Raw genomic sequence first — 26,176 nt, 5'->3', positions numbered from 1 at the left:
CTGGGAGATTCCAGTAGCCTCTTGCCAGTCCTTTCCCCGCAATCACGAGCTCACCCGGTACGCCTTGCGGCGAGAGGTCATATAACGAACCCATAATGTAAAAACGAGTATTGGCAATCGCTGTTCCGATAGGAAGCGTGCCTTGATCTGGATCAATGACCCCGCTTGTCGCCACGACCGTATTTTCTGTTGGGCCGTAGTTATTGACGAGTTTGTATGGAACGGGCTTCACCTGTTTCAGCTTGTCCCCACCTGTCAGTAAGTAACGGAGAGAATGATTGTCCATCGACATAAACTGCTCACATAGCTGTGTTGGCAGGAACGCAATGGTGATGCCTTCGTGATTAAAATACGAATTGAGCTTGATCATATCGAGGCGAATCGCTTCGTCGATGATATGGAGCTCTGCGCCGGCCATCCACGTCGGGAACTTCTCCCAAATGGAGGCATCAAAGCCAAAGCCGGCATATTTGGCGGTTCGGTCTTGTTTCGTCACCTGGAAAGCATCATTGTGCCAAAAAGCAAGATTGACAAGAGACTGATGCTCGACCATGACACCCTTCGGCTGTCCAGTCGTTCCAGATGTGTAAATCATATAAGCGAGATCCGTTGGTTTGATAGGAACCTGAATCTCGTGTGCTTCTCCTTCTACTGCCTCTTCTATGAAGAGGGTATGACCTGTGAATGAAGGTGGTGCAGTGAGCTCTTTCTGAATCAGAAGGACCTCTGCCCCGCAATCTTCAAGCATATAAGCAATGCGCTGCGCTGGATAATCGGCATCAATCGGCACAAATGCCGCACCTGCCTTGAGAACTCCGAGAACAGCGGCTGTCATCTCGAGCGATGGACGTGTGAGAATGCCGATGCGGTCTCCCGGTTTTGTGCCACTGGACATAAGTCTTGCGGCGACTGTATTCGCCCGGTTGTTCAGTTCTTCATACGTCCAGCTTGTGCCGCAGAAAGTTGCAGCTTTTTGATGAGGTACTTCTTGTGACTTTGCCTCAATCAATGCATGAACCGTTTGATCTGTCGGGACATCTAGATAAGGTCCGGACCATTCATCAAGCAGTTTTTGCTGCTGCGCTGGTGATAATAATTGCATCTGATCTAATAATTGATCTGGTGCTGACACCATTTGTTCGATCAAGTAAAGGAAATACTCCTTCCACTTCTCAATCGACGACCGTTCAAAAATAGAAGAATTAAAATCAAACACAAGCTCGATTTGATCGTCAGATTCGTTTCCAGTTAAGGTCAAGTCAAATTTTGCTATGTTCTCATTGAACGGCTGTGGAATAATATCAAGTCCATCCATCGACAGGTTACGAATATCTGCATTTTCCATCGAGAACACCACATCAAAGATTGGATGACGGCTTGTGTCGCGAACCGTTTGTACTTGGTCCACCAATTCTTCAAATGGGTAAAGTTGATGTTCATTTGCCGCTAACACAAGCTCATGAACTGTTGACGCAAATTGAGAAAATGTCTGATGTCCTTCTGGTTTTGTTCTGAGTGCCAGCGTATTCACAAACATGCCGATGACTGATTGAATATCAGGATGAGTTCTGCCCACCACTGGAGAACCGATCATGATGTCTTCTTGTCTCGAAAGCTTGCTTAAAAGCGTACTGAAGCAAGCAAGCAGCACTGTATACGTTGTACCGTTGAGTGATCTAACCAGCTCATCCAATTGCGCTTTAAGCGCACCGTCTATAGAGAATTCGACGCGGCCCCCTTCAAACGTCTGAATCTTTGGTCTCGGGAGATCCTCAGGCAGCGCCAAAACAGGCAGTTCTCCTTTTAATTGTTCCAACCAAAACGCCGCTTCAGCCTCTTTTTGTGCAAGGAATTTTTCACTTGTTGACCAAACCGCATAATCCTTATATTGAATAGGCAATTCATCAAGTTCGTCTCCTCGATACAAGATCGATAGCTCATCAATTAAAATACCGACAGACGCACCATCTGAAATGATGTGGTGCATATCAATCAACAAATAATGAACACTCTCCGATTCAGACACAAGCCCCACTCTGAGCAGCGGCGCTTTTCCTACATCAAATGGACGGATAAAATCATTCATTAATTGCTGAATGTCTCGGCCTTCCCCTTCGATGTTTTCAATGTTCACAGAAACATTCGTTTCAATTCGCTGAACAGGTTCACCCTGAACGAAGTCAAAACTCGTACGGAATGCTTCATGACGATGAACAAGCTGGTCAATGGCTGTTTTAAATCGTTTTTCATCAAATACACCTTCAAGCTTTAAAGCAGCTGGCATATGATAGCTCTGCTCGGCATCTGTCATTTTTTGCAGAACAAACAATCTTTTCTGAGCAGATGTCACAGGATAAAAAGCCGCTTCTTCCGCTTTTTCCACTCGCCTGATTTCAGTTCGATCTGTTTGATCCACCGCAAGGGCAAACGCCTCTAAAGTGGGTGATTCAAATAATGTTTTCAAAGTACATTCCACATGCATCTCTTCATAGAGCCTGTTCAGCATTTTCATGCCGCGCAGTGAATGACCACCGCATTCAAAGAAATGATCATGTCTGCCGATTTTCGGCACCTCAAGAACTTCCTCCCAAATGTGTGCCAATATACGCTCTGTATCTGATTGAGGAGGGACGTATTCATTTGCCGCCTGCTCACTTACATCAGGTACCGGTAATGCCCGTCTGTCTACCTTGCCATTCCCCGTTAGTGGCAGCTCGTCTAATTGCATGAAGAAAGCTGGCATCATATAAACAGGGAGTTCTCGTCCTGCCTGCTCACGTAAATCCGACAGTGGAACAGCACCTTCTGCTGTGAAATATGCACACAATGTTTCATTTGATAACGCAATGACAACGGCTTCCTTCACTTGCGGATGCTGCAATAGCTGGTGTTCAATTTCGCCAAGCTCTATACGCTGACCTCGAATCTTGACTTGATGATCTATTCGCCCAATGAATTCAATATCTCCATTTGACAGCCATCGTGCGAGATCGCCCGTTTTGTACATGACTTCACCAGATCGGAAAGGATTTTCAACAAACTTTTCGCTCGTTAACTCTGGCTGGCGATAATACCCCTTGACCAGTCCGTCACCTGCGACACAAAGCTCTCCAGCTACTCCCGGCGGCTGCACATGTCCAAACTCATCAACAATATAAACAGCCGTTTGACTCACCGGCTTTCCGATCGGAATCGACAGTGCTTGTTCTTCAATGTGATTCACCGGATAATACGTTGTAAAAATCGTGCTTTCAGAAGGTCCATACATATGAATAAGTTTGTCTTCTCCAACCGTTTCAAGGGCTGCCACAACATGCGGCACAGAAGCACGTTCCCCGCCAAACAGCACTTTTCTGACGTTTTTCAGACTGCCTTTTTTCATATCAATCAATAAGTGAAATAGAGCGGTCGTGATCATTAAAATACTGACTTTTTCCTTCTCAATCGCGCCAGAAAGCTCATTCATATTTAAAATGTGATCCTTTGGCAAAACAATGAGTTTCGCTCCGTTCAATAAAGCGCCAAACACATCAAACATAAATGCATCAAATACATAGTTTGAAATGCTCATCACCGTGTCTTCATGATGAATGGTGAGATAATTCGACTGCTTCACTGTTCTCAAAATGTTCCGATGCGTCACCATGTTCCCTTTAGGTTTGCCTGTCGTACCAGATGTATAGGTCAAATTCGCCAAGTCCAAAGGCGAAACACATACAACTGGATTGCTCTCTGACTGCTGATCAACGGCTTGATCTTCTGTTTCTATGATTTCCCCTTCAAACGCAGTAAGCACAGAACGATGACGCAGAACCTGATGGGTCAGGACAAACTGTGCACCACTATCTGTCAAAAAGTGCTTGATGCGCTCATCAGGGAAGTCAGGATCGATTGGCACATATACACCGCCAGCCTTTAGCACAGCTAAAACCGACAACACCATCTCATTGGAACGTTCAAAGAATAAAGCCGCTGTCATCCCTTTTTCAAAACCATGTTCACGTAAATAATGAGCCAACTGGTTCGCTCTGTGATTCAGCTCTTGATAAGAAAGAACCACGTCTTTATATTGCAAAGCAGGCTGATGACCGTGCTGCTCTACTTGCGATTCAAATTGCGTCACAATGGTTTCTTCCACAGGATAAGGCGTAGGTAACGGGTTCCACATCTTCAATTGAGCCTCTGCCTCTTGTTCAGACAGTAAGCGGTATGATTGAATCGCTTGCTCCGGCACTTCGACCATCTGCTCCAGAAGATAAACATAATGCTTGAGCAGCTGCTCGGCTGTACTTCGTTTAAATAACGCCGTACTATAATCGAGGGCGAAGGAAAGACCATGACTTGACTCCATCGCTTGAAGTGTGAGATCAAACTTTGCAATATGGAAATTGGTTTCCTCAACTTCGACTTTCATCTCTCCAATATGCTGGGCTGTTGAATGATCTGGCGTTAGAGTAAAGACCGTATCAAATAATGGATGGCGGCTAAAATCTCTTTGCACATTTAGCTTTTCAAGCAGCCGCTCGAATGGATATTGCTGATGCTCAAACGCCCTCATCGTCTTTTCCTTTACTTGCTCAATCAACTGCGTCATTGAACCGTTCGGATCTACCTCTGAACGTAAAGCAAGTGTTTGGACAAACATGCCGATCATGTCATTCAAATCTGCATGCACCCGGCCTGCTGTCGGTGTCCCCACAACAAACTCCTTTTGACCTGTGTATTTCGCAAGCAATGTATAGTAAGCAGAAAGCAACACGGTATACAGCGTCGTATGATGATTCGCTGCAAGCTCCTGCAAACGGCCTGTTAACGTCTCATCTATGTTTCTGAGAACGCGGTCTCCAGTGAAAGACTGGACAGCCGGACGCTGATAATCAGTTAGCAGCTGCAAAGCAGGGATATCTCCTGAAAATTCTTTCAGCCAGAATGCTTCATCTATTTGACCGCCTTGCTCTGCCTGTTGTTCTTGCCAAACAGCATAATCTTGATATTGAAGCTTCAATGGCGCTTTCACTAATCCCTCATATGCGTCAGACAGCTCACGCAGCATCAAATCAATTGAAAGACCATCTGAAATCAGATGATGCATATCGAAATAGAGAAGATGCTCCTGATCGTGTAAAGACTGTAGCCCAACACGCAAAAGCGGAGCCTGCTCAAGATGAAAAGGTCGGACAAATTGACGCATGTTCTCTTCCATCGTGCTGCCTGTCACCTGTTCTATTTGAAATGGGACGGATGAAGCTACCCGCTGACGAGGGACTCCTTTGACTGTATGAAAAGAAGTTCGCAGCATATCATGACGTGCGATCAGTTTTTCAAAAGCTCCCTCCAACTTCTCTCGTTGCAGCGTTCCTCTTAATTTCACAACGGCAGGCATATGATAGGCGATGCTCTGCTCCAGCTGAGTCACCATATAAACACGCTGCTGCGCTGGTGACAGTGGATAATCGGCGGCAGTCGGTGCTTTCGGTATGACCACTTGTGAAGACTTTTCCGCTTGTTCAATATAAACAGCAAGTGCTGAAATCGTTTGCTGTTCAAATAAAACAGATAAAGGGACCTCCACTTGAAAAGCCCGCTGAACGAGTGTAAGAACTTTCATCGCTTTGAGTGAATGCCCGCCTAGGTCAAAGAATGAGTCGTACACACCTATGTTCTCTTGATGAAGAACGTCTTCCCACAAACGAACAAGCTTCGTTTCTACATCGTTTCTAGGCGCTACATAAACAGCACTGACAGCCTTGTCTCCCTTTAATGCAGCAAGCGCACGCCGGTCGACTTTCCCACTCACTGTCAGTGGAAATGCCTCAAGCTGCTTGAAATAAAGCGGCATCATATAAGCTGGCAGCTGATGTTTGATAGCGGCTTGCAGGGTGTCCACGGAAAGAAATTCTTGTCTTGCTTGATAGTAAGCACTTAAAGCCTTTCCACCGTCCGGTTCATCCACGACAAGGACAACAGCCTGATCGACTCCGTCTACCTGCTCCATGACCGCCTCAATTTCACCTGTTTCGATGCGGTAACCTCTTATTTTTACTTGGTCATCTATTCTTCCAAGGTAATCAATTGTGCCGTCTGGAAGCCATCTCACTACATCACCTGTGCGATACATCCGGTCTTCAGAGAAAAATGGATCTGGTCTGAATGCCTTCTCCGTCAATTCAGGCTGATTCACATAGCCCCGTCCAACTCCTATTCCCGCAATGCATAGTTCTCCCACAGCTCCCTGCACCTGTAGTTGTTCATGTTCATTTAAAATATAAATCCGGTGATGGCCCAGTGGCTTTCCAATTGACACATAGCGCTGTTCTGGTGACTTCTGCAGCTCACTGAGATCTAGACGGTGAACTGTCGCATCCACACACGTTTCTGTCGGACCATACACATTCCACAAGGCAAAATCCGGCTGGCTGACACGCACAGCTTCAATCAGCGCCTGCGCTGCTTTCGCAGGGAGTGCTTCTCCCCCAATCAGCATATGAGTCAGTGCAAGCCCATCCAAATCAGCTGCAAGTAAAAGCTGCACATGTGCTGGCGTTCCATCTGTTGCCTTAATTTGATGTTCTTTGTAATAAGCCGCTAGCTGTACACCGTTTCGTGTCGTTTCTCTTGGCACAATATGAAGCGTATGTCCAAATAAAAGAGCAGCAAAGATTTGTTTAACAGATGCATCGAAATGGAACGGTGCAAGAAGCGCCACTTGAAGCTGATTTGCCCCCTCATACACTTCGTGATGCAGGGCATGAACCAAATGATGCAGCTGAAGATGCTCGATCATCACTCCCTTCGGCTTTCCAGTCGTACCCGATGTATAAATGAGATAAGCCAAATCCTGTGATGTCGTCTGATCGATCAGCTCAGGCAGCGGACGATCTTCTAATTCCATATGCTGCTGGACAATCATTTTTTCCGCAATAGATGAATATCGCTGAACAAACGATTCTTCTGTTAAAACGATAGAAGCACCGGAATCTTCTACAATAAATTGGATGCGTTCCTCAGGTAATGCCGGATCGATCGGTACATATGCACCGCCAGCTTTTAATATCCCAAAAATGGCAGCCATCGCATCTGCCGTCCGTTCCATTAAAACGGCAACTGGTACATCACCCGAGACACCTTTCATCTGTAAAAATCGTGCCAGTTTGTCCGCTTTTTGATACAGCTCTCCATAAGTGAACGTTCCATTTTCCGCAACCACAGCTGCCCGTTCTGAATACGTTTTAGCTGCCTCATCAAATAAGTGGTGAACTGGTTTCGCTCCTGGTAAATCAAATGCTTCTCCCTTAGATAATTGAAGCAGTTGCTTTTGTTCATCTGCTGGCAGTAAAGAGAGAGCCCCAATCAGCTGATCTGGCTGAGAGACCGCCGCCTCCAGCAAAATGATCAATCGATCAAACAGCTTACTCATATCGTCTTCACTAAATAGGTCTGTACGGTAATCCAAATCAATGGTCAATGTATCTGTATCCCAGCGGTCTTTCACATGAATCGATATATCATTCATCCCGCTTCCACTAAAAATCGGCTCCGTAATGAACGAAAGATTCTCTTTTTTCTGCCACTGCATGACCTGATACTCTAAAGAAATATCAAACAGGCGTCCTGTAAATCCATCTCTTTCCCTTAAATCATTCATGAGCACATTGTAAGGATATTTTTGATGACGCAAGATCTTCATCTGATCCGCCATGACCTGCTTCACGAAATCAAGAAACGTGAGGGATCCTTGCACAGATGCGCGCATCGGAATGGTCGACACAAACATCCCAATCATCTTTTTTTCCTTTGCATTTGTCCGATTGCCCATAAAGGTTCCAAGGACCACATCCTCCATGCCGCTAAATCGGTGCAAGTAAATATAGACAGCGGACATAAACATAGAAAGCATACTGACTTTCTCTTCTTCACAAAAAACGCGAAGCTTCTCCTTTAAAGCATCTGGAATATCCCCTGAAAATCTCTCCGCATGTAAACTCATCTCGTAACCTTTATGCGGTGTTAAAGAAGCGAAATCTGGAATATTGGCAAATTGCTCGTTCCAAAAAGCTTGGTCTTTCTGAAAACGTTTAGAAGATTCATACGTTTGCTCACTCATGATGTGATCAACGAAGGAAATGTCTTCAATTGGGGAGATGTCTGCCCCCTGCAGCATGTCATGGTATAGATCAATGATTCGGTTTCCCATCAAGATAATTGAAATACCATCAGCCACAATATGATGTGCTTTACAGAACAGCCAGCACTCTTGATCACTGATTTGAAAGACCGTAAATTCGATTAAGGAACGGTCAATCAGTTCCATCGGCTCTCGAATCTCCTCGTTCGCCCACGCCCTGACTTCCTTTTCACTCCATCCTTTCACCAAACGAATCGGCTGTTTTTCATATGGCTTGATATATTGAACGGGCTCCTCCTGCTCATGTTGATACACCAGCCTTAAACGAAGAGAATCAGTTTCACGAATGTACGCTTGAAGCACATCAACGATCAAAGAAGGATTTAGACCTGATACCGATCTTAACTTGGCAAACCCACCCAAATTAGAAATACTTGTGCCTGGATAAAATCTTTCCGTGTAGAATACTCGCTTTTGCGCATGTGTTAAGGGGTAATAAACTGTACTCATTCTTATCCTCCGCTCTTCTATGTTTTCTCCACCAAATGTGATACCCTGCACCCTCTATATCAAAAGAACCAAGTCTATTTCATTAAAATAGACGGAATAACAGAAAAGGAGCCCACCCCGAATAAAACGGAGGGACTCCCATTTTGATTCGGTAACCTGCCGACCATAGTAAAAAAAGAAACTTTTACCTTAGGACATGGCTTTGCGTCTCTATGTTTCCATAGATTTGCCTTTTTCTTCTTTTCTTTTAGATATTTTCTATTTACGTCCACTTTATATGAAATTATTGTTTTTTTCACCGAAAAATGGGTGTAAAGATTCATGCGTTATGCCGAAGGGATCACATCATAATTTACGATATTTACCGAAAATAACTAATAATAGTTGCGTTCCACCGAAAATAAATGACCAATTACCGCAAAAATTTCATGTTTTTCCTTAAATTTTGCAAATATGACCGAAAATGTAGGAGAGAGGTCTCCTATCACGCCTCGCATTTTCTTAAATCTTAAGAACTATATTCCCTAAAACTTTGAATATTTTTACCATAAAAAACAATACAAAAAGAGCTGTCATTTCAAATGACAGCTCCTTGTTTCTTCATTATATTTACATCACCTTAGACAGACCAATCGTTTTCTCAATAATGAGCAACGCAATGATAGAAATGATAATAAATATGACAGATATCGCATTGACACTCGGATCAAAAGTTTGCTCAATGTAATTAAACGTCCTCACGGGAATCGTAATGGTTTGAGGTGAAGAAACGAACAAACTAATCGAGATTTCACCAAATGATGTCACTGCAGAAAACACGCCACCTGCGATAATGCCCGGCTTGATCAAGGGCAGTGTCACACGAAAGAAAGTACGTATGGGCCCTGCACCAAGATTCATGGAAGCTAGCTCAAGACGCGGATCAAGATTTGAAACACTGACACCCACGGTTCGTACCACATAAGGAAAACCAATGATGACATGCCCAATGACTAATGCCCACAAAGACCCTGTAAAACCCATAGCCGTAAACAAATACAGCATCGCAATCCCTAATACCACCTGAGGAATCATAAGAGGTGACAAAATAAAGGCTTGAACAGCTTCCTTTCCCTTAAAGGAAAGCCTTGCTAAAGCATAAGAAGCCATCGTTCCTAAAAGAACAGTAAGCGGCGTCACAATCAATAACAGAATCACGCTGATACGCAAAGATTCCATCCATTCTGGATTCGACACGACCTCATGAAACCAGCGAACGGAAAACGAAGTCGGCGGGAATTCAGGAAAGGCATTCGGGCTAAAAGCAGAAAGAACAATGACAAGAACAGGTACGGTTAAAAAGAGATAAACGAGTGAGCCTGCGGTCCATATCAGAACCGAAAGCAAACGGTCACTTATTGATTTTTTACGCATGCATCCTCGCCTCCCATCGCTTCAATAGATAGCTTAATAGACTGACGACCGCTAGCACACAAATCAATAAAGTAAAGGACATCGCAGCGGCAAGAGGCAAATTATACACCTGCATGACCTGCTGATAAATGGACAGTGGCAAGAGCGGCTGCATCCGTCCGCCGACTAGCAGAGGAGTAATATAACTTCCTGCTGCAAGTGAGAAGACAATAATTGCTCCGGTGATCATGCCTGGAATCGTAAGCGGCAAGGTCACATGAAAAAATGTCCGTATACGCCCAGCACCAAGACTCATAGAAGCCGGTCTTAAGTGACGGTCCATATCAGTTAAGCTCGTTGCAATAGGCAGCACTGCAAAAGGCAGCATCACTTGAACATAAGCAATAATGACCGCATTCATATTCCACAGCATCGATAGCGGTTTCTCAATCAGATGTAAATCGATCAGCATGCCATTGATCAAGCCATTTTGCGAAAGAAGAACGATCCATGCAAATGTCCGAATGACGACACTCGTCAAAAGCGGCGATACAAGTAAGATATAGAAAAAAGCCCGCAATCTTGGATGAGGTGCTTTCACTAGCACATAAGCTGCAGGATATGCCATCAATAAACAAATCACCGTTGTCTGTAAGGCCACCCACACAGTACTTCCAATTGCTTTCACATATGCATCTGTCGTAAATACATGTAAATATTGAGACAAACTATAGGATTGTAACGTATTCATCATCGAATCCACATCACGAAAACTGAGGACAAACATCATCACAAGCGGAGCAAGAAGGAATACAACTAGAAACAAACAAGCTGGCAGCAGCATAAACCAATGAAAGCGCTGATTCTTTTTTTTGATTCGCATCACGCATGCACCTTCGAATCTAAGAAAACAATATCTTCAGGCTGCCAATGAATATGCACAGTTTCTCCAACTCGAGGCAGCTCGGGAAATGCTGTGTCTGATGCATGGACAATGATTTCACCTTGATCAAGTCCAACGACCAAACGTAAAGAGTGCCCAATATAACTGACATCTGCCAACATTCCTGTGACATGATTTGGCTGAACTTCCTCCCCGCCAGAAGATAACTTGATTCTCTCAGGACGCAGCATGAGTAAACGCTTCTCGCTCTTCTCTTTAAATGCGGCAGCTTTTAGCTGAACTTGCTTCCCGTTTGATTGAGTGAAATGTGGAACAGTGTATGTGGAAGTAACTTCATCATACTCCACTTCAAATAGATTGACCTGTCCGATAAATTCAGCAACAAAACGATTATTTGGCTGACGATATACTTCTAAAGGTGTCCCAATCTGCTGAATTTTCCCCTCACCTAATATCCCAATTCGGTCGGAAAGGCTTAAGGCTTCCTCCTGATCATGCGTCACAAGAATAGTCGTAATTCCGACATTCCGTTGAATATTTCGCAGCTCCGTCTGCATATTTTTTCTTAGCTTTGCATCTAGATTACTGAGTGGTTCATCAAGAAGGAGAACAGCCGGCTGGATAGCAAGTGCCCGTGCAATTGCGACCCGTTGCTGCTGACCACCACTTAATTGGTGCGGCATACGTTTGGCAAATGACTCTAATTGAACAAGAGACAAGCTCTCCATCACCTTTTGCTTGATTTCCGCCTTCTTTTTCTTTTGAACCTTCAACCCATATGCAACATTATCAAATACGGTGAGATGTGGGAAAAGTGCATAGCTTTGAAAGACCATCCCCGTTTTTCTTTGATAAGGAGGTAAAGTCGTCACATCCTGATCACCAATATAGACGACTCCTTTTGTTGGTTCTAAAAAACCACCAATGATATTGAGTAAAGTTGATTTTCCGCAGCCACTAGGGCCAAGAAGGGAGAAAAACTCTCCCTCTTTTACCGTAAGACTGACATCATCAAGAGCAATTTGTTCGCCGAAATGCTGGCTGATATGTTCTAAATTGATTCCACTCATGCGATCACCTATTTTCCTCCGCCTAATACTTCATTCCATCGATTCGTCCATTGACCGAGCTCTGAAGTCGCTGTTTCGTAATCTACCCAAGTCAGCTTGCTATAATAATTTTCGCCAACCTTCACTTTCCCCTTAATTTTGTCTCCGTATTTCACATCAGAATTCGACATGCCATAGTAAGATTTTTCTGAGAAGGCTTCTTGAGCTTCTTTCCCGCTAAGGTAGTTTAATAGCTTATAAGCCGCTTCCTCATGCTGACTTCCCTTTGTTAACGCCCAGCTCGCAACTGCTGCCACAGCGCCTTCTTTCGGATATGAGAATCCAATATCCATCCCTTCTTCTTCAAGTGCAAATGATCGGCCATCCCAATATGGAACTGCCGTCACGTCACCACGTTCTAACAGCGTTTGAATAGACCCTGGGTTATCAGGAAAAGCTGCTACACGCCCTTTTAATTGTGCGAGGCTTTTAAATGCTTTATCAATATCCTTAGGATTTGATTCTGTCCCTCCTTGAGCATGGACAAGTGCAGAGAAAAATTGCAAGCCCGCTGAATAAGTTGGGGAAGAAATCGCCACTTTCCCTTTCAGCTGATCGCTCCATAAATCTGTCCAGCTGTTTGGCTCCTGTTTGACAAGATCTTTTCTATAAGCAATTCCAAGCTGTCCCATACTAAAGCCTGCTGCATATTGTTTTCCATCAACAGTGAGTTTCTTTTGAACAGAACGATAAAGCTTTTTCACATTTGGTGCTTGATCTTCATCAATAGGCGCAAGAACGTTTGCCGCAATACCTCTTTGAATCGTATCAGGCTGTAAAATAAGCAAATCATACGGTGGATTTTTACCATTAGATGCTTTTAATTTTGTAAACCATTCAGAATCTGCCCCAGAGACCGTTTGTACTTTAATGCCTGTATCCTTTTCAAACTTTTCGAGGATTGGCTTAATATTCTTTTCCCAATCCCCTCCGTAGACACCAACGATCACAGTCTGCTGCTGTTTACTTTGGTCCTGCCCATTTCCACCGCATGCAGACAGCAGTAACATGACGGATAGGATACCTGCAAATATGGCGATTACTCTTCTTTTCATGATTCATTTCCCCCTTTTTGTTGATTCAAGTGATGAAGTGCTTGAATAATATCCATCTTTGTTAACGGTTCCTGTCTATGACCAAAATGAGAATGAACCGCATGTTTATAGTGCGTACGCTCATTTGCTGGGTATGAACGAAGCTGCACAGCAAGCTCACTGCTGGCTTCGTCCGTCCACACTTTCTCATAAGCTGCTCTTTGCTCTCCAAAATCCCAAGCGACAGCATCAGCATCATTCATCTTTTCACGAAGCCTGCTCGTCTGTTCGTCATCAATTTTCCATTCATTATGGTCTCGATAGACTTTGACGCCATATTGCTGCAGTGCTCTTTCTTCACTTAATAGCCCTGCTTCCACTTCATGAAGGACTTTTTCTTTCTTTCTAGCAAATGGATTCCCCCATCCTCCTCCACTTGGTGAAATCAATTGAACAATATCGCCTTTTTCAAGACGCATGACATCAATTTTCGGCTGGTTTTGTGTCTCCCCATTTGGTTTGGTCAATTTCACCTCACCAATTGCTCCTGCTCGGCCGCCCATTAACCCCCAAGGTTGAAACTTCATTCGTTCCATTCCTCGTGCCGTCACCATCGATTCTGGCTTGATCATTTCAAATTCTAAACCAATCGCATGTCCCCCTCTATGTTCCCCTGCTCCACCTGTGTTCGGCAGCAGTTCATATCGGTGTACATGAATATCAATATGCTGTTCCAAGCTCTCAATGGGTGTATTTTTTAAAAAGCCTGACGAATGATCAATTCCATCTACTCCATCAGTCCCTTTTTGAGCACCGCCGCCTCCGCCTAACGGTTCGACCACAGACATTTTTCTGCCTCCTGTTTGATCATCAGGAACAGAGAGAACGACGATAGCGGATTGACCTGCACCTGCCGCTGGCACTGCTTCAGGCAAAAGCTTACCAATAGCACCTAGCACGACATTATACAATCTCATTGTAATGGAATGCCGAATACCGACAGAAGCCGGATATTCTGGATGGACAAGCGTTCCTTTAGGTGAAATCACGTCTATCGGATACGTAATCCCACCATTAATCGGAATAAAAGGATCTTTACTAATGATGTAATTAATCAATCCTTGATATAAGAAGGAGTGCTTTTGACCATTGGTGACAAGATTAAAAGCTGTCTTAACTTGCGGGTCACACTCAGAGAAGTCCAGTGTCAGCTGTTTCCCTTTGACCGTCAGCTTAATCTTTAATCGGATCGGCACGTCCGAAATCATATCATCATCCAAGTAATCAGCGAATTCACTCGTTCCATCAGGAATGGCTTCAATTACTTTTCCTGCGCGATCCTCTGCTTGCTTCAGCAGATCAATCATTCCTTGCTTCACTTCGTTTTTTCCAAATTTCTCGATCATTTCTTTTAGTCTGATTTCTGCTGTATTAACAGCGGCAATCATCGCATTAATATCGCCATCATTTAAATGACTCGCCCGGCTATTAGCTCTTAAAAAGGTACGAACAACCTGATTCTCTTTTCCACCTTCATAGATTTTCACTGGTGGAATTCTTAATCCTTCTTGATGAACATCTGTTGCAGTTGGAGAAATACTTGAAGGGACAAGACCGCCCACATCACTTACATGAACAAAAGACCAGGCATAGCTGACAATTTCATCTTCTATAAAAATGGGCTTGATGATATGAACATCTGGCAAATGAGTCGCTAAACCGTCTGTCGTATAAGGATCATTTGTGATGATAATGTCACCCGGCTGCATCGGTCCGCTTTCTTCAATCGCTTTTTTGAGACTCAGCCCTAAAAAGATCGTGACACCGACTGTTTTTGGGTAAACAAAGAAATCTCCAGAAGGCGTGGCTAATGCTGTGGCAAAATCCGCCGATTCTTTTACGAATGTTGTAAAGGATGTCCGCTCAATGACATGTCCCATGCCTGATGCAATCGCATTAAAATAACTCCTCATCATCTCAAGCTTTGCTGGATCAGTTCCCATGTAAAGCCGCCTCCCTTGAAATCACCAAGTTTCCTGAATGGTCTATGCTGCCTGCCCAGTTTGGCAAAATCAATGTTGTCGTATCATCTTGCTCAATGATGGCAGGTCCTTTCACAACAGCACCTAATGACAAAGTACTCCGATTGTAAGCAGATGCTTCGTACTCTTTTTCTTCTATAAAGATTCGTCTGTATGATTGTGGTATTAAAGGCTGTCCGCTGCTTTCATCACCAAGAGAGAAAGGCAGTGGAGGCGTTTCACCTATAACCCGAACTCGCAAATGAGTAAATTCAATGTTCGCCTGATCATCTCTATGGCCATATTGACGCTCATGCAGGTTGTGGAAAGCTTCAATCAGGTGATAGACGTCTTGTTCCTGCTTTAGCCAATCCACCGATAATGGCAATTCAATCTCAAATGCCTGTCCTTGATAGCGGGCATCTGCTAATAACAAAATGGACGTTTGTTTGATATGTTGAATGTTTTGCTGGCTGAACCAATCCGTTGCTTTGCGAGAAAGCATTTCATAATCTTGTTTTAATTCGTCAATCGTATAGTCTTGTAAGCAGATTTTCTTAGACAACACAGCATCATGGATAAAATCGGCTGTAAGTGCACCTAGCGCACATAATGTTCCTGGACTTGGAGGGACGACCACATTTTTCGCATGAATTTCTCTCGCAAGGAAATTCGCAACAACAGGCCCTGCCCCGCCAAATGCCAGCAAACTAAAATCTCTAGGATCAAACCCTTGCTGCTCCATGACATTGCTTAGTTCTGTGTACATATTGGCAACAGCCACTTGAATCAACTGGTCAGCCGCCTGTTCGACCGTTTTATGAAGCTGATCAGCAATTGGCTGAAAGGCTATTTCCGCTGCAGACCTCTGCAATTGTAAATGTCCTCCGGCAAACCGATCTTGATTGAGGTAACCGCATATGAGAAATGCATCGGTTAAAGCAGCTTTTTTTCCCTTTCCATACGAAGCCGGTCCAGGCTGCGAGCCAACTGATTCCGGTCCTGCTTTAAGAAGCCCGCCTTGATCAAGCCATGCGACAGAACCTCCGCCAGCCCCTATCGAATACATTGCAACAGATGGAAGAATGATCGGAAATCCTGAAAGCTGATTCGATTGAGCCATTGTAGGCTGCCCATTTTGAATGATCGAGATATCTGCACTTGTGCCACCAACATCAAATGTAATTAAATTGGGTTCATTTGCAGATGTTGCAATTCTTGCCGCACCAATTACACCAGCTGCCGGGCCAGAAAAAAGTGTTTTAACGGGTGAAGTGGCTGCGCTTTCTGCATCCATTAAACCACCATTTGATTGGGTAATGTATGGAGAAATTGGTACACCTTCTTCTTTCAAGCGGTTTTTCAACGTTTGTAAATATTGTTTCACCTTTGGTTGAATGTACAAATTGACAACAGACATCACTGTCCGCTCATATTCTCTCATTTGTGGCCATAATTCTGATGATGTCAGGACTTCTAACTGTGGGTAATGATGATGAATATAGGCTTTTGCCTGTAATTCATGAACTGGATTTTGATAACTATGTAAAAAAGAAATGACAATGCCTGCTAGTTTTTTAGAGATGACCTGCTGGACAGCATCATCTAATTGCTGCAGTTGGAGAGGTTTTTTGATCGAACCATCGTGTATGAGCCTTTCAGAGATTGGATATACATGTTTTCGTGGTATCAATGGTTCTGGCAATTGAGAATTGAAGTCATAAGGAATGGGTAGACGTAAACGCTGTAATGACAAAATGTCTTGAAAACCTTCCGTTACAAAAAGGGCTAAATCTGCTCCCTTTCTCTGCAATAATGTATTAAGACCGATTGTCATCCCGTGTACGAGATATTGTATTTTGGATAAATCGACACCTCTTTCTTTTAGAAGTTTCAGCCCATTGATAATTCCTTGAGCTGGGTCATCTGTCACTGTAGGTGTCTTGAGTTCAGTCAGCTCCCCTGTCGCTTCATTCATCAGCGATAAATCAGTAAATGTTCCACCTATGTCTATTCCGAGCCGATAAGAGACATCCGCCATTTGTACTTCCCTCCTGCAATGTAATTGGAATCATATTTTGATAAATTACGACATTTTTTGATATTTGACTCCATATTATTAAAGCATATCGGTCTAGTCAATTTTATTTTTTTGAAATTTCTGTGTGTTAAAATCTTGAAATTAGCCTAAAAACCAATCATAAAGCCATTTTGCATCAGCATATATGTTTTTTGAGCAGCAAAATTAAATTTTTATGAGTTTGTACAACGAGGAAAAGAGCATAAACAGGTAAAAAACGTTTTTCGAACTTTAAAAGACGTTTTTTCAAAACGAGGAGAAATTGGTAAGTAATTCTGCTATACTTCTGTTTACAAAATACGCTAAAGAGAAAGAGAGCTAGCATCTATGAAACTTCTTAAAACCATTCTATTGCTTTTATTGATTGTCATTGGTATAGCGACAGGCTATGTCCAACTAGGGCAACATAAACAAGAGACGACAAACTCTTCTTATGACAAAACCATTCACTTTCCATCAGATCGATATCCAGAAACCGCGAAGCACATAGAAGAAGCTATTGACGAAGGTCATTCTTCCATTTGCACCATTGATCGAAAAAATAGTGATGAGCAAAGAGACAAATCACTTCATGGCATTCCAACAAAGCGTGGTTATGATCGTGATGAATGGCCAATGGCGATGTGTAAAGAAGGTGGAGCAGGGGCTTCTGTCAAATATGTACGTCCTTCGGATAATAGGGGGGCAGGCTCTTGGGTAAGTCATCAATTATCAGATGATCCTGATGGCACAAGAATCCAATTTATTATCGAGTAGCACTATCTTTCCTTTTTTCATAACAAAAATTTCTGTGTAAGTGCATTCACGTATATCAAACATTTTTTTCATGCCGATAATCTTTAAGGAGGGATACCCTACCTTATACCTAAAGGAGTAAAAAGCATGAAGAAAAAAGGAAAACTGAGGCTTGGCGCCAAAATAATGCTGATCTTTTTAAGTGTCCTCATCGTATTTTCAGCAGTGGTTGGTTATGTAGTGAACCGCGAAATGACAGAGAACATTAAGCAAATGGCCACCGAAAAAGCAAAAGGCGATCTAAAGCTAGGATACGCTTACCTAACTGAAAAGGTTGCTGGCTCGTGGCAGATAAAAGATGGCAAGCTTTACAAAGGAAATACTCAAATCAATAACCATGACACATTGGTTGATCAATTAGCCGAATATACTGGTGATACAATCACGATTTTCCAAGGAAATACCCGAGTTGCCACAAATGTCATGTTAAACGGGAAACGAGCTGTAGGAACCGAAGTCTCACCTGAAGTAAAGGCCGCTGTTTTGGATAAAGGCGAGAATTATTACGGAACAGCCAATGTTGCCGGGAAAGACTACCAAACGGCTTATATGCCCATCAAAAATGATACAGGGGAAACGATTGGTATTTTCTATACCGGTGCAAATCAAAGCATGATTTCACAAATGCTTCAGTCTTTCTTTATTCAATTTGTCACGGTTCTACTGTTAAGTTTAATTGTTTCTGTTATCATTATTTCTATTTTCACAAAGCGGATTCAGACACGTCTCAAACATATGGCATCTGCTATTAAGAGTGCAGGCGAAGGAAATTTAACCATCAACGTGACAGATCACACAGGCGATGAACTTTCTGAGCTGGCAGGTCACTTTAATAAGATGCGTGAGAAATTAAATCAAACCATTTTAAATGTGATCAAAACATCTGAATTAGTAGCCACCTCTTCTGAGGAGCTGTCAGCTAGCGCAGAAGAAACGAGTGCAGCATCAGAGAAGATTACCCATACCATTCAAGAAGTCGCTCAATCGTCTGAACAGCAATCAGCCCAAATGACAGCTAGTGAGCACACGATGAGACAAGTATCTAACGAGCTAGTAAACATCACTGAAAATGCGGGACAAATGGCAACAAGAAGCCAGTCCGCACAAGAAATGGCCCAAAAAGGTGTACAAAATATCGGTGAAGTCAATTCACAAATGACATCTATTGCAAAATCAATTGAAGAGAACGGTTCAGCAATTCAAGCGCTAGAAACACGTTCAGCCGAGATTGATCAAATTTCCAAAGTGATTACAGATATCGCTAACCAAACTAATCTACTTGCTCTTAATGCGGCCATTGAGGCAGCACGCGCAGGTGAACACGGAAAAGGTTTTGCCGTTGTGGCAGACGAAGTGAGGAAGCTCGCAGAAGAATCGCAAACCTCATCCAACATGATTTCACATCTCATTTCCGAAATACAAAAAGAGATGAATCATTCGACGAGTGCCATTAAACGAGTACGAGAGGAAGCGGCTCAAGGGGCTGTTCTTATATCTCATACAGAGGAATCATTTATTGACATTCAGCAGTCAATGAAGGAAATGGCAGATGGCATTCAACATTTATCAGATGCATCCCAAAAAATCGCAGCTTATACAAATGATGCGAAGCAGACCTTTGCCTCTATCACAGAAGGCGTTAAACTGACGAGTGAACATTCACAACAAGTAGCAGGTTTAACAGAAGAACAATTCGCAGCAATGGAAGAAGTAACAGCTTCATCAGAGGCTCTCGCCCATTTAGCAGGAGACCTAAAAGAAATGGTTTCGCAATTTCACATCTAGATCCCTCAAACAGTAGCGCAAGACGGCGACAATCGTCTTGCTGCCTAACATTCTCTTCAATTATCATACTTTCAAACATTCACTTTTCAACATGATCGCCAGCTGGACAAATTTTATGAATAAAGGAGTTAATCTATATGAATGATTTAAATCAAATGTATCCCCTATCTATCTCCTATCACCAAATCACCGTATACACTGGAAGCACGACGCCACCTGTGATTGATTGGACAGATGACGATATTCTTCAAGGATTCGCAACTGGGGATCGAGGTATTTCTTTTGAAGGCATCAATAACGGAAAGGCTTCTATTATCGTGACATTAAACAGCCATGAGCCTCCATCATCCGTTGATAGAGTCATCACAGTGCCATTTACTCATTCAAGTGATCATGTTTATCTGACAAGCGTCATGGCACAGGTACTGTCTTTCTCCATTCCAAAAGGAGACTATCAGCTCACCTGCTATATATCTGAGCACCCTGATCAAGATCTCTATTATTTTGATTTTCAGACTGCTTAGATCACGCCTGGTCGTACTGTTCAAGCCATTTTTCCGCAAAATCGACCGATTCTCTCATCGGCAATAAATACGAATGGGCTAGCCCGATTCGACTGTGGTTATAACGACATCCTGATTGTAAAAAATCACGACCAATCTGTTCAAATAGTTCTTCTCTTGTGATGATATCTTGATACTCTTTCCACACCCTCCAACCATCCTCTAAAATGGGGGCCCCTCGTGTCATGAGGTCTTGCTGTGAGATTCGATATTCAGCTAAGTGAAAAGCTGTCACACTCTCGAATGACGTGCCAATTAGCAGCACTTTTGCATCAAGATCGTACATACGTCCAAGAGGTGAATTTTCTCCTAAACCATAAGGAAGCGCATGGTGGTTCAACACTTCATGTTTCCTTTTCCCCCAGGCGGTGAATGAGAAATGAGGATGATTGCTTCTTTCTACGCCTGGGTATTTCCAAAAGGTCTCCGCTACCTTTCCCATTGCTGTTGGAGCTGTGTAAGCCGGATCAAATGCAGGCATCGTGTCTTTGATCGGTTTCCACCAAGAATAAGGAACAGGCGGATTGATCCAATCAGCAGGATCAGACAGCTCTAATGTTTGTGCCGGCATAATCAGTGTTCCTTCATCTGTTAAAATATCCATCATAGCTTGGATAACGGCTATAGCTCCTCCATTCACCCAGCCAATAGATGACAAGGATGAGTGGACACATAAGATCATGCCCTTCCTTACACCAAGTTGAACCAAATCCGCTTTGATTCTTTCCTTTGTGATCGGTTCAGCCTGATGTTCAATTAATCTTTTCATCGGTTATTTCCTCCTGCGCCTCATCTATTCTTGATGAGTGAGACGTTTCACAGCGATAGACAATTTATAATTTGCATGCTTTGTTAGCTCCGTTAAAAATTGATCAAGCTCATCATGACTGGAGAAATGTCCTTCAGCCATATAACAGCCCTCTCCACTTATTTTAAACAGGTTTTTGATTTCTTCCTTTTGATGGAGAAACGATAAAAGCGGTTCATGATCATGACTTCGGGTAAAGAGCTGTAAAAATGTTTGGATGTTCTGCTGTGTCCGCCAGTTAATTGAAATGGTATAGGCTTCAATAACCCCCTCTTCTTCAAGCTTTAAAACTCTATTTTTAGCAGCTTGACCGGTTAAATGGACTTTTTCACCAAGTGCTTTCATCGTCAATCGGCTATTCTTTGAGAGTTCTTTTAATATATCCATATCTGTTTTGTCTAGCATTGGCTCACCTCTTTCAAAAATCAAGTCGTTCCGCTGAAAGACTTTCATGATCCTCTGTCACATGAAGCTCTTTTAATATACTGTAAACTTAATAAGAAAAAAAGGAGGCCTTCTAATGAAAATAACACTCATTCGTAATGCTACTTTATACCTTCAATATGGTCCGTCAACATTTTTAATCGATCCCTTTTTATCAGCAAAAGGAACCTATCCACCGTTCCCACATACTGCCAATCAACATGTAAACAATCCAATTGTTGAGCTGCCTGCAAACATTGATTTGGACAAGATATTACAGCCTGATGCTGTCCTGCTCACTCATTTACATGTAGATCACTTTGACGACGAGGCAAAAAAGAGATTAGCTCAAACTTTGCCGATCTATACTCAATCAGAGAAAGATCGCACGGAAGTAAAAGAAGCTGGATTTCAGCATGTTACATGCATTGAAGATGAAATGGATGTTTGCGGTGTTCATATCAAACGAACTGGCGGGCAGCACGGGACAGGAGAAACCGCTAAACGGATGGGACAAGTGAGCGGTTTTGTTTTCTCTCATCCTGATGAGCCTACTCTTTATATTGCAGGAGATACCATTTGGTGTGATGAGCCGAAAAAGGTTGTGAATACATGCCAGCCAGATATTATTGTGGTCAATAGTGGGGCTGCCCAATTTTTAGAGGGAGATCCAATTACGATGACAAAGGAAGAGATTGTAGACATTCACCATACTCAACCACAAGCTCAAATCATCGCCTGTCACCTTGAAGCCGCGAATCATTGTTTATTAACAAGAGCGGCATTAACATCTTACATTCGAGAGAATCATGCAGATCAGGCCATTTTTGTCCCTCAAGATGGTGAGACGCTGACCTTTTAACACATAAACAATAAAAACCGGCACCTTGCTGCCGGTTTTCTTGAACTTATGGTCGATGGTGCTGTGGTTTTTTTAGTAATGGAACAAACCCGTTATTTTTTAAGTGATTGTAATGTTCATCCATTCGTTTTGTGATGTGCGTGCCTTGTTCCTTCGTTAACACACCATACTGAACGTATTTTTCAATCACTTCTTTTCGTTTAGACAAAATTTGCTGTTCAAGTACTTCAATTTGTTTTTGTTGCTCTGTCGTTAATTTTACTTGATGCGTGACGGGGCGCTTTTCCATTTGGGGTGTTTCTCCATAAGCCGTATTCACCTGAAAACCAAATAATAGCACCATCGTTAGTAAGATCAAACCACTTGTTTTTTTCATCTCTGTCGTTCCCTCCTTTATTCGATTTTAATTTGTGCATCCTTTCCTTTTTTATACATTATTCACACCGTCAAATTGCACATAATATTCTTACTTTTTCGCTTTTCATCTGAAAACGTTGTCCTAACTGAAAAAGCGTGCTATGTTTTGTTTTGTATAAAAAATAGAGGAGGATTCTTAAATGAGTCGTTTTTATCATAGAAAACCTATATGGGTGCTGCTTGTTGTGTCTGCTCTCATGCTTGTCATGTCTGCTTGCAATCAATCAGGCTCATCTCAGTCTGGAGAATCAAAGTGGGATCAGATTCAAAAGAAAGGGAAAATCGTGGTCGCTACTTCAGGCACCTTGTATCCTACGTCTTACCATGATACATCGAACGGCAAGGATCAATTGACTGGCTATGAAGTGGAAGTCGTCAAAGAAGCATTTAAGCGCCTTGACGTAAAAGTAGAATTTAAAGAAATGGGTTATGATGGTATGCTCAGTGCCATTAATTCAGGTCAGGTGGATGCCGCTGCAAACGATATCGACATCACAGATGACAGGAAAGATAAGTTCGCCTTTTCAACACCTTATAAATACTCATATGGAACCGCTATCGTCAGAAAAGATGATCTGTCAGGTATTAAAACGCTAAAGGATTTAAAAGGAAAGAAAGCAGCAGGTGCTGCAACGACCATTTATATGGATGTTGCCCGTAAGTATGGTGCAAAAGAAGTCATTTATGATAATGCTACAAACGAGCAATATTTAAAGGATGTCGCAAACGGCCGTACAGATGTCATTTTAAATGACTACTACTTGCAAACACTGGCGCTTGCTGCATTCCCTAAGCTAAATATTACGATCCATCCAGACTTAAAATACATGCCGAATAAACAAGGGTTTGTGATGAAAAAAGACAATACAGAGCTGCAAAAAGAATTAAATCGTGTATTAAAAGAGATGAAAAAAGACGGAACCATGAAAAAGATTTCGGAGAAATTCTTTAATCATGCTGACGTCTCAAAGAAAATTGATGTTGATGTCGAAGATGTCGACATTTCTAAATAAGGAGCCGCAGACGTGGGAGATATTCATTTAGAATATATCTTTAATCCTGCACTGGCAAAAGCGTCATTTCCATTTGTGATGAAAGGCATCTGGCTGACGCTGCTCATTTCTTTTGTGAGCATGTTTTTTGGTACGATTCTAGGCTTTTTTATTGCCCTTGCTAGAATGGCAAATACGTGGTTCCTTCGGTTGCCTGCACGGCTGTATATTTCATTCATGCGTGGGGTTCCCATTCTGGTCATTTTGTTTATCCTTTATTTCGGATTCCCTTACATCGGCATTGAATTTACAGCTGTCACTGCTGCTATTATTGGATTCAGCTTCAATAGTGCTGCATACATTGCCGAAATTAACCGGGCGGCTCTCTCCTCTGTTCCAAGTGGTCAAGTGGAAGCCGCCAAATCACTTGGTCTCAGTTATTGGCAAACGATGCGCGGAGTCATTTTGCCTCAATCCGTGCGCATTGCACTGCCGCCCCTGACCAACGTCATGCTTGATTTAATCAAAGCTTCCTCACTAGCGGCAATGATTACTGTACCCGAACTCTTCCAACAAGCAAAAATTGTGGGCGGAAGAGAATTCGATTATATGACCATGTATATATTGGTTGCCTTGATTTACTGGGGCATATGCAGTGTGGTCTCATTGCTCCAAGACTTTTTGGAAAAACGCTATGCAAAATATCTATAACAACAAAAAACAGATCCATTGGATCTGCTCAGATTGTTAACAAAGGGCTAAAATGAACTTGATTTTAGCCCTTTGTTTCCTTTTCAGCGTAAAAGAAAACCTTTGCAGTCTAGGAAGGACGAGCACTGGAGCAGAGCGAATTTGACATTCGTGAGCACCAGCGCGCAGGACTGACACCGAATGCGAGGGTTTGTCTTCACGCTGAGCAAATCCATTGGATCTGCTTTTTAATGTATCAACCATAACCACACATACAATCCCAATAACGTGATGATCAGCGTCGGTATGGTTAGAATGATTCCAGCTTTCATGTATGCCCCCCAAGAAATATGCACACCTTTTTTCTTCAAGACATGAAGCCACAGCAATGTCGCCAATGAACCGATTGGGGTCATTTTCGGGCCAAGGTTTGAGCCGATGACGTTGGCATAAATCAGTGCATCTCTCATCACACCTGCTGTATCTGTGTGACCGATGGCAATCGCATCAATTAAAACGGTTGGGAGGTTGTTCATGACAGAAGATAGCACCGCTGCCAGAACTCCCATAAACATTGTTCCCGCAAGTAAACCGTGTGACGCCCCCTGTTCAATCCACGCCGCTAAAATTTCTGTCAGGCCGACATTTTTCAGCCCATACACCACGACATACATGCCGATAGAGAAAAACACAATCGACCACGGCGCTTCTTTGACGACTCGTTTTGTCGCTACTTGTGGACTCCGTTTCGCCAGCCATAAGAAAGCAATGGCAATGCCTCCTACAATGATTGACACCGGAATGCCTGCCAATTCCCCAGCAAAATATCCAACAAGCAAGCACCCTAACACATACCAAGATAACCGGAACATGCGCAGATCACGAATGGCCGAAGCTGGTTCCTTCGCCTGCGAAACATCGTACGTTTTCGGGATGAGTTTCCGATAAAACACATACAACACAAGCATACTAGCGCCAAGCGATACAAGGTTTGGGACGAACATGTTTGCTGTATATTCAAGAAAGCCAATATGAAAATAATCGGCTGATACGATATTGACCAAGTTACTAATGACAAATGGCAAAGACGTCGTATCTGCAATAAAGCCGCTTGCCATGACAAATGGCAGGATCATACGCTCATCCAGCTTCAGCGCTCTGACCACAGATAAAACGATCGGAGTTAAGATAAGTGCCGCTCCATCGTTGGCAAAAAAAGCTGCTACCACAGCGCCGAGCAATGTTAAATAAATAAACATGCGGACCCCGTTCCCTCTTGCGGCTTTTGCCATATGAAGTGCCGCCCATTCAAAAAAACCAATCTCATCTAAAATCAATGAAATGATGATAATTCCAATAAATGCAAAGGTGGCGTTCCAAACAATTTGGGTAACTTCCCATACATCGCCCAAATGAACGACCCCAAAAGCAAGAGCAAGAATCGCTCCCCCGCACGCTGACCATCCAATGGTTAAACGTCCTGGCTGCCAAATGACAAGGACGAGGGTCATGATGAAAATTAAAATGGCCAAGGTGACTGATCCCAAAGGTGGCCCTCCTTTCACTTTCCTCATAAAATCTTTATCTATCATACAACGAAATAAGGCAATTGTATGCCATTTTATCATCTCGCATAAAAATCCGCAGGTCATCCTTTGCACCTGCG

Annotated in this window: 17 protein-coding genes and 1 riboswitch; of the genes, 6 read left to right on the top strand and 11 right to left on the bottom strand. The window is 43.0% G+C overall.

Annotated elements, in window-relative coordinates; translation table 11 throughout:
• From ACTJJD_RS13845 to ACTJJD_RS13815, 7 genes are all read right to left on the bottom strand, one after another.
• Positions 1-8,635 (bottom strand): amino acid adenylation domain-containing protein (locus ACTJJD_RS13845; protein ID WP_440608544.1); only part of this gene is annotated, 8,635 nt, incomplete at its 3' end.
• 147 nt (positions 8,636-8,782) lie between these two features.
• Positions 8,783-8,876: riboswitch (cyclic di-GMP riboswitch) on the bottom strand.
• A gap of 368 nt (positions 8,877-9,244) precedes the next feature.
• Complete coding sequence (locus ACTJJD_RS13840) at positions 9,245-10,048, bottom strand: ABC transporter permease (protein WP_008347828.1); 804 nt, start codon at positions 10,046-10,048, stop codon at positions 9,245-9,247.
• Positions 10,041-10,910, bottom strand: coding sequence for an ABC transporter permease (locus ACTJJD_RS13835; RefSeq protein ID WP_008347830.1), 870 nt, complete (start codon positions 10,908-10,910; stop codon positions 10,041-10,043). Before ACTJJD_RS13835 ends, ACTJJD_RS13840 begins: the two co-directional genes overlap by 8 nt.
• Positions 10,910-12,001 (bottom strand): ABC transporter ATP-binding protein, encoded by a 1,092-nt coding sequence (locus ACTJJD_RS13830; RefSeq protein ID WP_440608543.1) that lies wholly within the window; start codon positions 11,999-12,001, stop codon positions 10,910-10,912. Before ACTJJD_RS13830 ends, ACTJJD_RS13835 begins: the two co-directional genes overlap by 1 nt.
• 8 nt (positions 12,002-12,009) lie before the next feature.
• Entirely contained in the window at positions 12,010-13,095 is a 1,086-nt protein-coding gene (locus ACTJJD_RS13825) for an ABC transporter substrate-binding protein (RefSeq protein ID WP_242731530.1), read from the bottom strand.
• Positions 13,092-15,077 carry a hydantoinase B/oxoprolinase family protein gene (locus ACTJJD_RS13820; RefSeq protein ID WP_406886713.1) on the bottom strand — a complete coding sequence of 662 codons (1,986 nt, stop codon included), beginning with the start codon at positions 15,075-15,077 and terminating at the stop codon, positions 13,092-13,094. Before ACTJJD_RS13820 ends, ACTJJD_RS13825 begins: the two co-directional genes overlap by 4 nt.
• The gene (locus ACTJJD_RS13815) at positions 15,067-17,136 is read right to left on the bottom strand and encodes a hydantoinase/oxoprolinase family protein (RefSeq protein WP_440608542.1); all 2,070 of its coding nucleotides are present in this window, start codon (positions 17,134-17,136) and stop codon (positions 15,067-15,069) included. The genes ACTJJD_RS13820 and ACTJJD_RS13815 overlap by 11 nt, the downstream gene beginning before the upstream one ends.
• 366 nt (positions 17,137-17,502) lie before the next feature.
• Here ACTJJD_RS13815 and ACTJJD_RS13810 point away from each other — a divergent pair, with 366 nt between their 5' ends.
• The 3 genes from ACTJJD_RS13810 to comJ all read left to right on the top strand — a co-directional run bounded on the left by ACTJJD_RS13810 (position 17,503) and on the right by comJ (position 20,279).
• On the top strand, positions 17,503-17,931 hold the full coding sequence (locus ACTJJD_RS13810; protein ID WP_007498233.1) for a NucA/NucB deoxyribonuclease domain-containing protein: 429 nt from the start codon (positions 17,503-17,505) through the stop codon (positions 17,929-17,931).
• Between the two features lie 126 nt (positions 17,932-18,057).
• The gene (locus ACTJJD_RS13805; protein ID WP_440608541.1) at positions 18,058-19,755 is read left to right on the top strand and encodes a methyl-accepting chemotaxis protein; all 1,698 of its coding nucleotides are present in this window, start codon (positions 18,058-18,060) and stop codon (positions 19,753-19,755) included.
• Positions 19,756-19,892: 137 nt separating this feature from the next.
• Positions 19,893-20,279 carry a competence protein ComJ gene (gene comJ / locus ACTJJD_RS13800; RefSeq protein WP_050826928.1) on the top strand — a complete coding sequence of 129 codons (387 nt, stop codon included), beginning with the start codon at positions 19,893-19,895 and terminating at the stop codon, positions 20,277-20,279.
• A gap of 1 nt (position 20,280) precedes the next feature.
• Here comJ and ACTJJD_RS13795 read toward each other — a convergent pair whose 3' ends face one another.
• Together ACTJJD_RS13795 and ACTJJD_RS13790 are read right to left on the bottom strand one after the other, a co-directional pair.
• Positions 20,281-21,087, bottom strand: a complete 807-nt coding sequence (locus tag ACTJJD_RS13795) for an aminoglycoside N(3)-acetyltransferase (RefSeq protein ID WP_440608540.1) — start codon at positions 21,085-21,087, stop codon at positions 20,281-20,283.
• 24 nt (positions 21,088-21,111) lie between these two features.
• Positions 21,112-21,531 carry an Lrp/AsnC family transcriptional regulator gene (locus tag ACTJJD_RS13790; RefSeq protein WP_024718958.1) on the bottom strand — a complete coding sequence of 140 codons (420 nt, stop codon included), beginning with the start codon at positions 21,529-21,531 and terminating at the stop codon, positions 21,112-21,114.
• A 115-nt stretch (positions 21,532-21,646) separates the two neighbouring features.
• Between ACTJJD_RS13790 and ACTJJD_RS13785 the strand changes: the two genes are divergently transcribed.
• The gene (locus ACTJJD_RS13785) at positions 21,647-22,411 is read left to right on the top strand and encodes an MBL fold metallo-hydrolase (RefSeq protein ID WP_440608539.1); all 765 of its coding nucleotides are present in this window, start codon (positions 21,647-21,649) and stop codon (positions 22,409-22,411) included.
• Between the two features lie 46 nt (positions 22,412-22,457).
• Here ACTJJD_RS13785 and ACTJJD_RS13780 read toward each other — a convergent pair whose 3' ends face one another.
• A complete protein-coding gene (locus ACTJJD_RS13780; RefSeq protein ID WP_256688990.1) occupies positions 22,458-22,787 on the bottom strand; it encodes a YckD family protein in 330 nt (109 codons plus the stop codon).
• Positions 22,788-23,025: 238 nt separating this feature from the next.
• Here ACTJJD_RS13780 and ACTJJD_RS13775 point away from each other — a divergent pair, with 238 nt between their 5' ends.
• Both ACTJJD_RS13775 and ACTJJD_RS13770 read left to right on the top strand, forming a co-directional pair.
• Positions 23,026-23,841: a transporter substrate-binding domain-containing protein gene (locus ACTJJD_RS13775; RefSeq protein ID WP_440608548.1), complete on the top strand. Its 816-nt coding sequence runs from the start codon at positions 23,026-23,028 to the stop codon at positions 23,839-23,841.
• Between the two features lie 12 nt (positions 23,842-23,853).
• A complete protein-coding gene (locus ACTJJD_RS13770) occupies positions 23,854-24,531 on the top strand; it encodes an amino acid ABC transporter permease (protein WP_008347854.1) in 678 nt (225 codons plus the stop codon).
• Positions 24,532-24,758: 227 nt separating this feature from the next.
• Here ACTJJD_RS13770 and ACTJJD_RS13765 read toward each other — a convergent pair whose 3' ends face one another.
• Positions 24,759-26,057: an arsenic transporter gene (locus ACTJJD_RS13765; protein WP_008342056.1), complete on the bottom strand. Its 1,299-nt coding sequence runs from the start codon at positions 26,055-26,057 to the stop codon at positions 24,759-24,761.
• Between the last annotated feature and the right edge of the window lie 119 nt (positions 26,058-26,176).

Origin of the sequence: Bacillus sp. 22446 (assembly GCF_052044955.1) — a bacterium.
GTDB lineage: Bacteria > Bacillota > Bacilli > Bacillales > Bacillaceae > Bacillus > Bacillus altitudinis.
This window is presented reverse-complemented; position numbering and strand designations above follow the sequence as displayed.

Excerpts from the sequence above, each read along its gene's own strand:
- ACTJJD_RS13840 (WP_008347828.1), bottom strand. The coding sequence starts at position 10,048 with ATGCGTAAAAAATCAATAAGTGACCGTTTGCTTTCGGTTCTGATATGG.
- ACTJJD_RS13835 (WP_008347830.1), bottom strand. The coding sequence starts at position 10,910 with ATGCGAATCAAAAAAAAGAATCAGCGCTTTCATTGGTTTATGCTGCTG.
- ACTJJD_RS13830 (WP_440608543.1), bottom strand. The coding sequence starts at position 12,001 with ATGAGTGGAATCAATTTAGAACATATCAGCCAGCATTTCGGCGAACAA.
- ACTJJD_RS13825 (WP_242731530.1), bottom strand. The coding sequence starts at position 13,095 with ATGAAAAGAAGAGTAATCGCCATATTTGCAGGTATCCTATCCGTCATG.
- ACTJJD_RS13820 (WP_406886713.1), bottom strand. The coding sequence starts at position 15,077 with ATGGGAACTGATCCAGCAAAGCTTGAGATGATGAGGAGTTATTTTAAT.
- ACTJJD_RS13815 (WP_440608542.1), bottom strand. The coding sequence starts at position 17,136 with ATGGCGGATGTCTCTTATCGGCTCGGAATAGACATAGGTGGAACATTT.
- ACTJJD_RS13810 (WP_007498233.1), top strand. The coding sequence starts at position 17,503 with ATGAAACTTCTTAAAACCATTCTATTGCTTTTATTGATTGTCATTGGT.
- ACTJJD_RS13805 (WP_440608541.1), top strand. The coding sequence starts at position 18,058 with ATGAAGAAAAAAGGAAAACTGAGGCTTGGCGCCAAAATAATGCTGATC.
- comJ (WP_050826928.1), top strand. The coding sequence starts at position 19,893 with ATGAATGATTTAAATCAAATGTATCCCCTATCTATCTCCTATCACCAA.
- ACTJJD_RS13795 (WP_440608540.1), bottom strand. The coding sequence starts at position 21,087 with ATGAAAAGATTAATTGAACATCAGGCTGAACCGATCACAAAGGAAAGA.
- ACTJJD_RS13790 (WP_024718958.1), bottom strand. The coding sequence starts at position 21,531 with ATGCTAGACAAAACAGATATGGATATATTAAAAGAACTCTCAAAGAAT.
- ACTJJD_RS13785 (WP_440608539.1), top strand. The coding sequence starts at position 21,647 with ATGAAAATAACACTCATTCGTAATGCTACTTTATACCTTCAATATGGT.
- ACTJJD_RS13780 (WP_256688990.1), bottom strand. The coding sequence starts at position 22,787 with ATGAAAAAAACAAGTGGTTTGATCTTACTAACGATGGTGCTATTATTT.
- ACTJJD_RS13775 (WP_440608548.1), top strand. The coding sequence starts at position 23,026 with ATGCTTGTCATGTCTGCTTGCAATCAATCAGGCTCATCTCAGTCTGGA.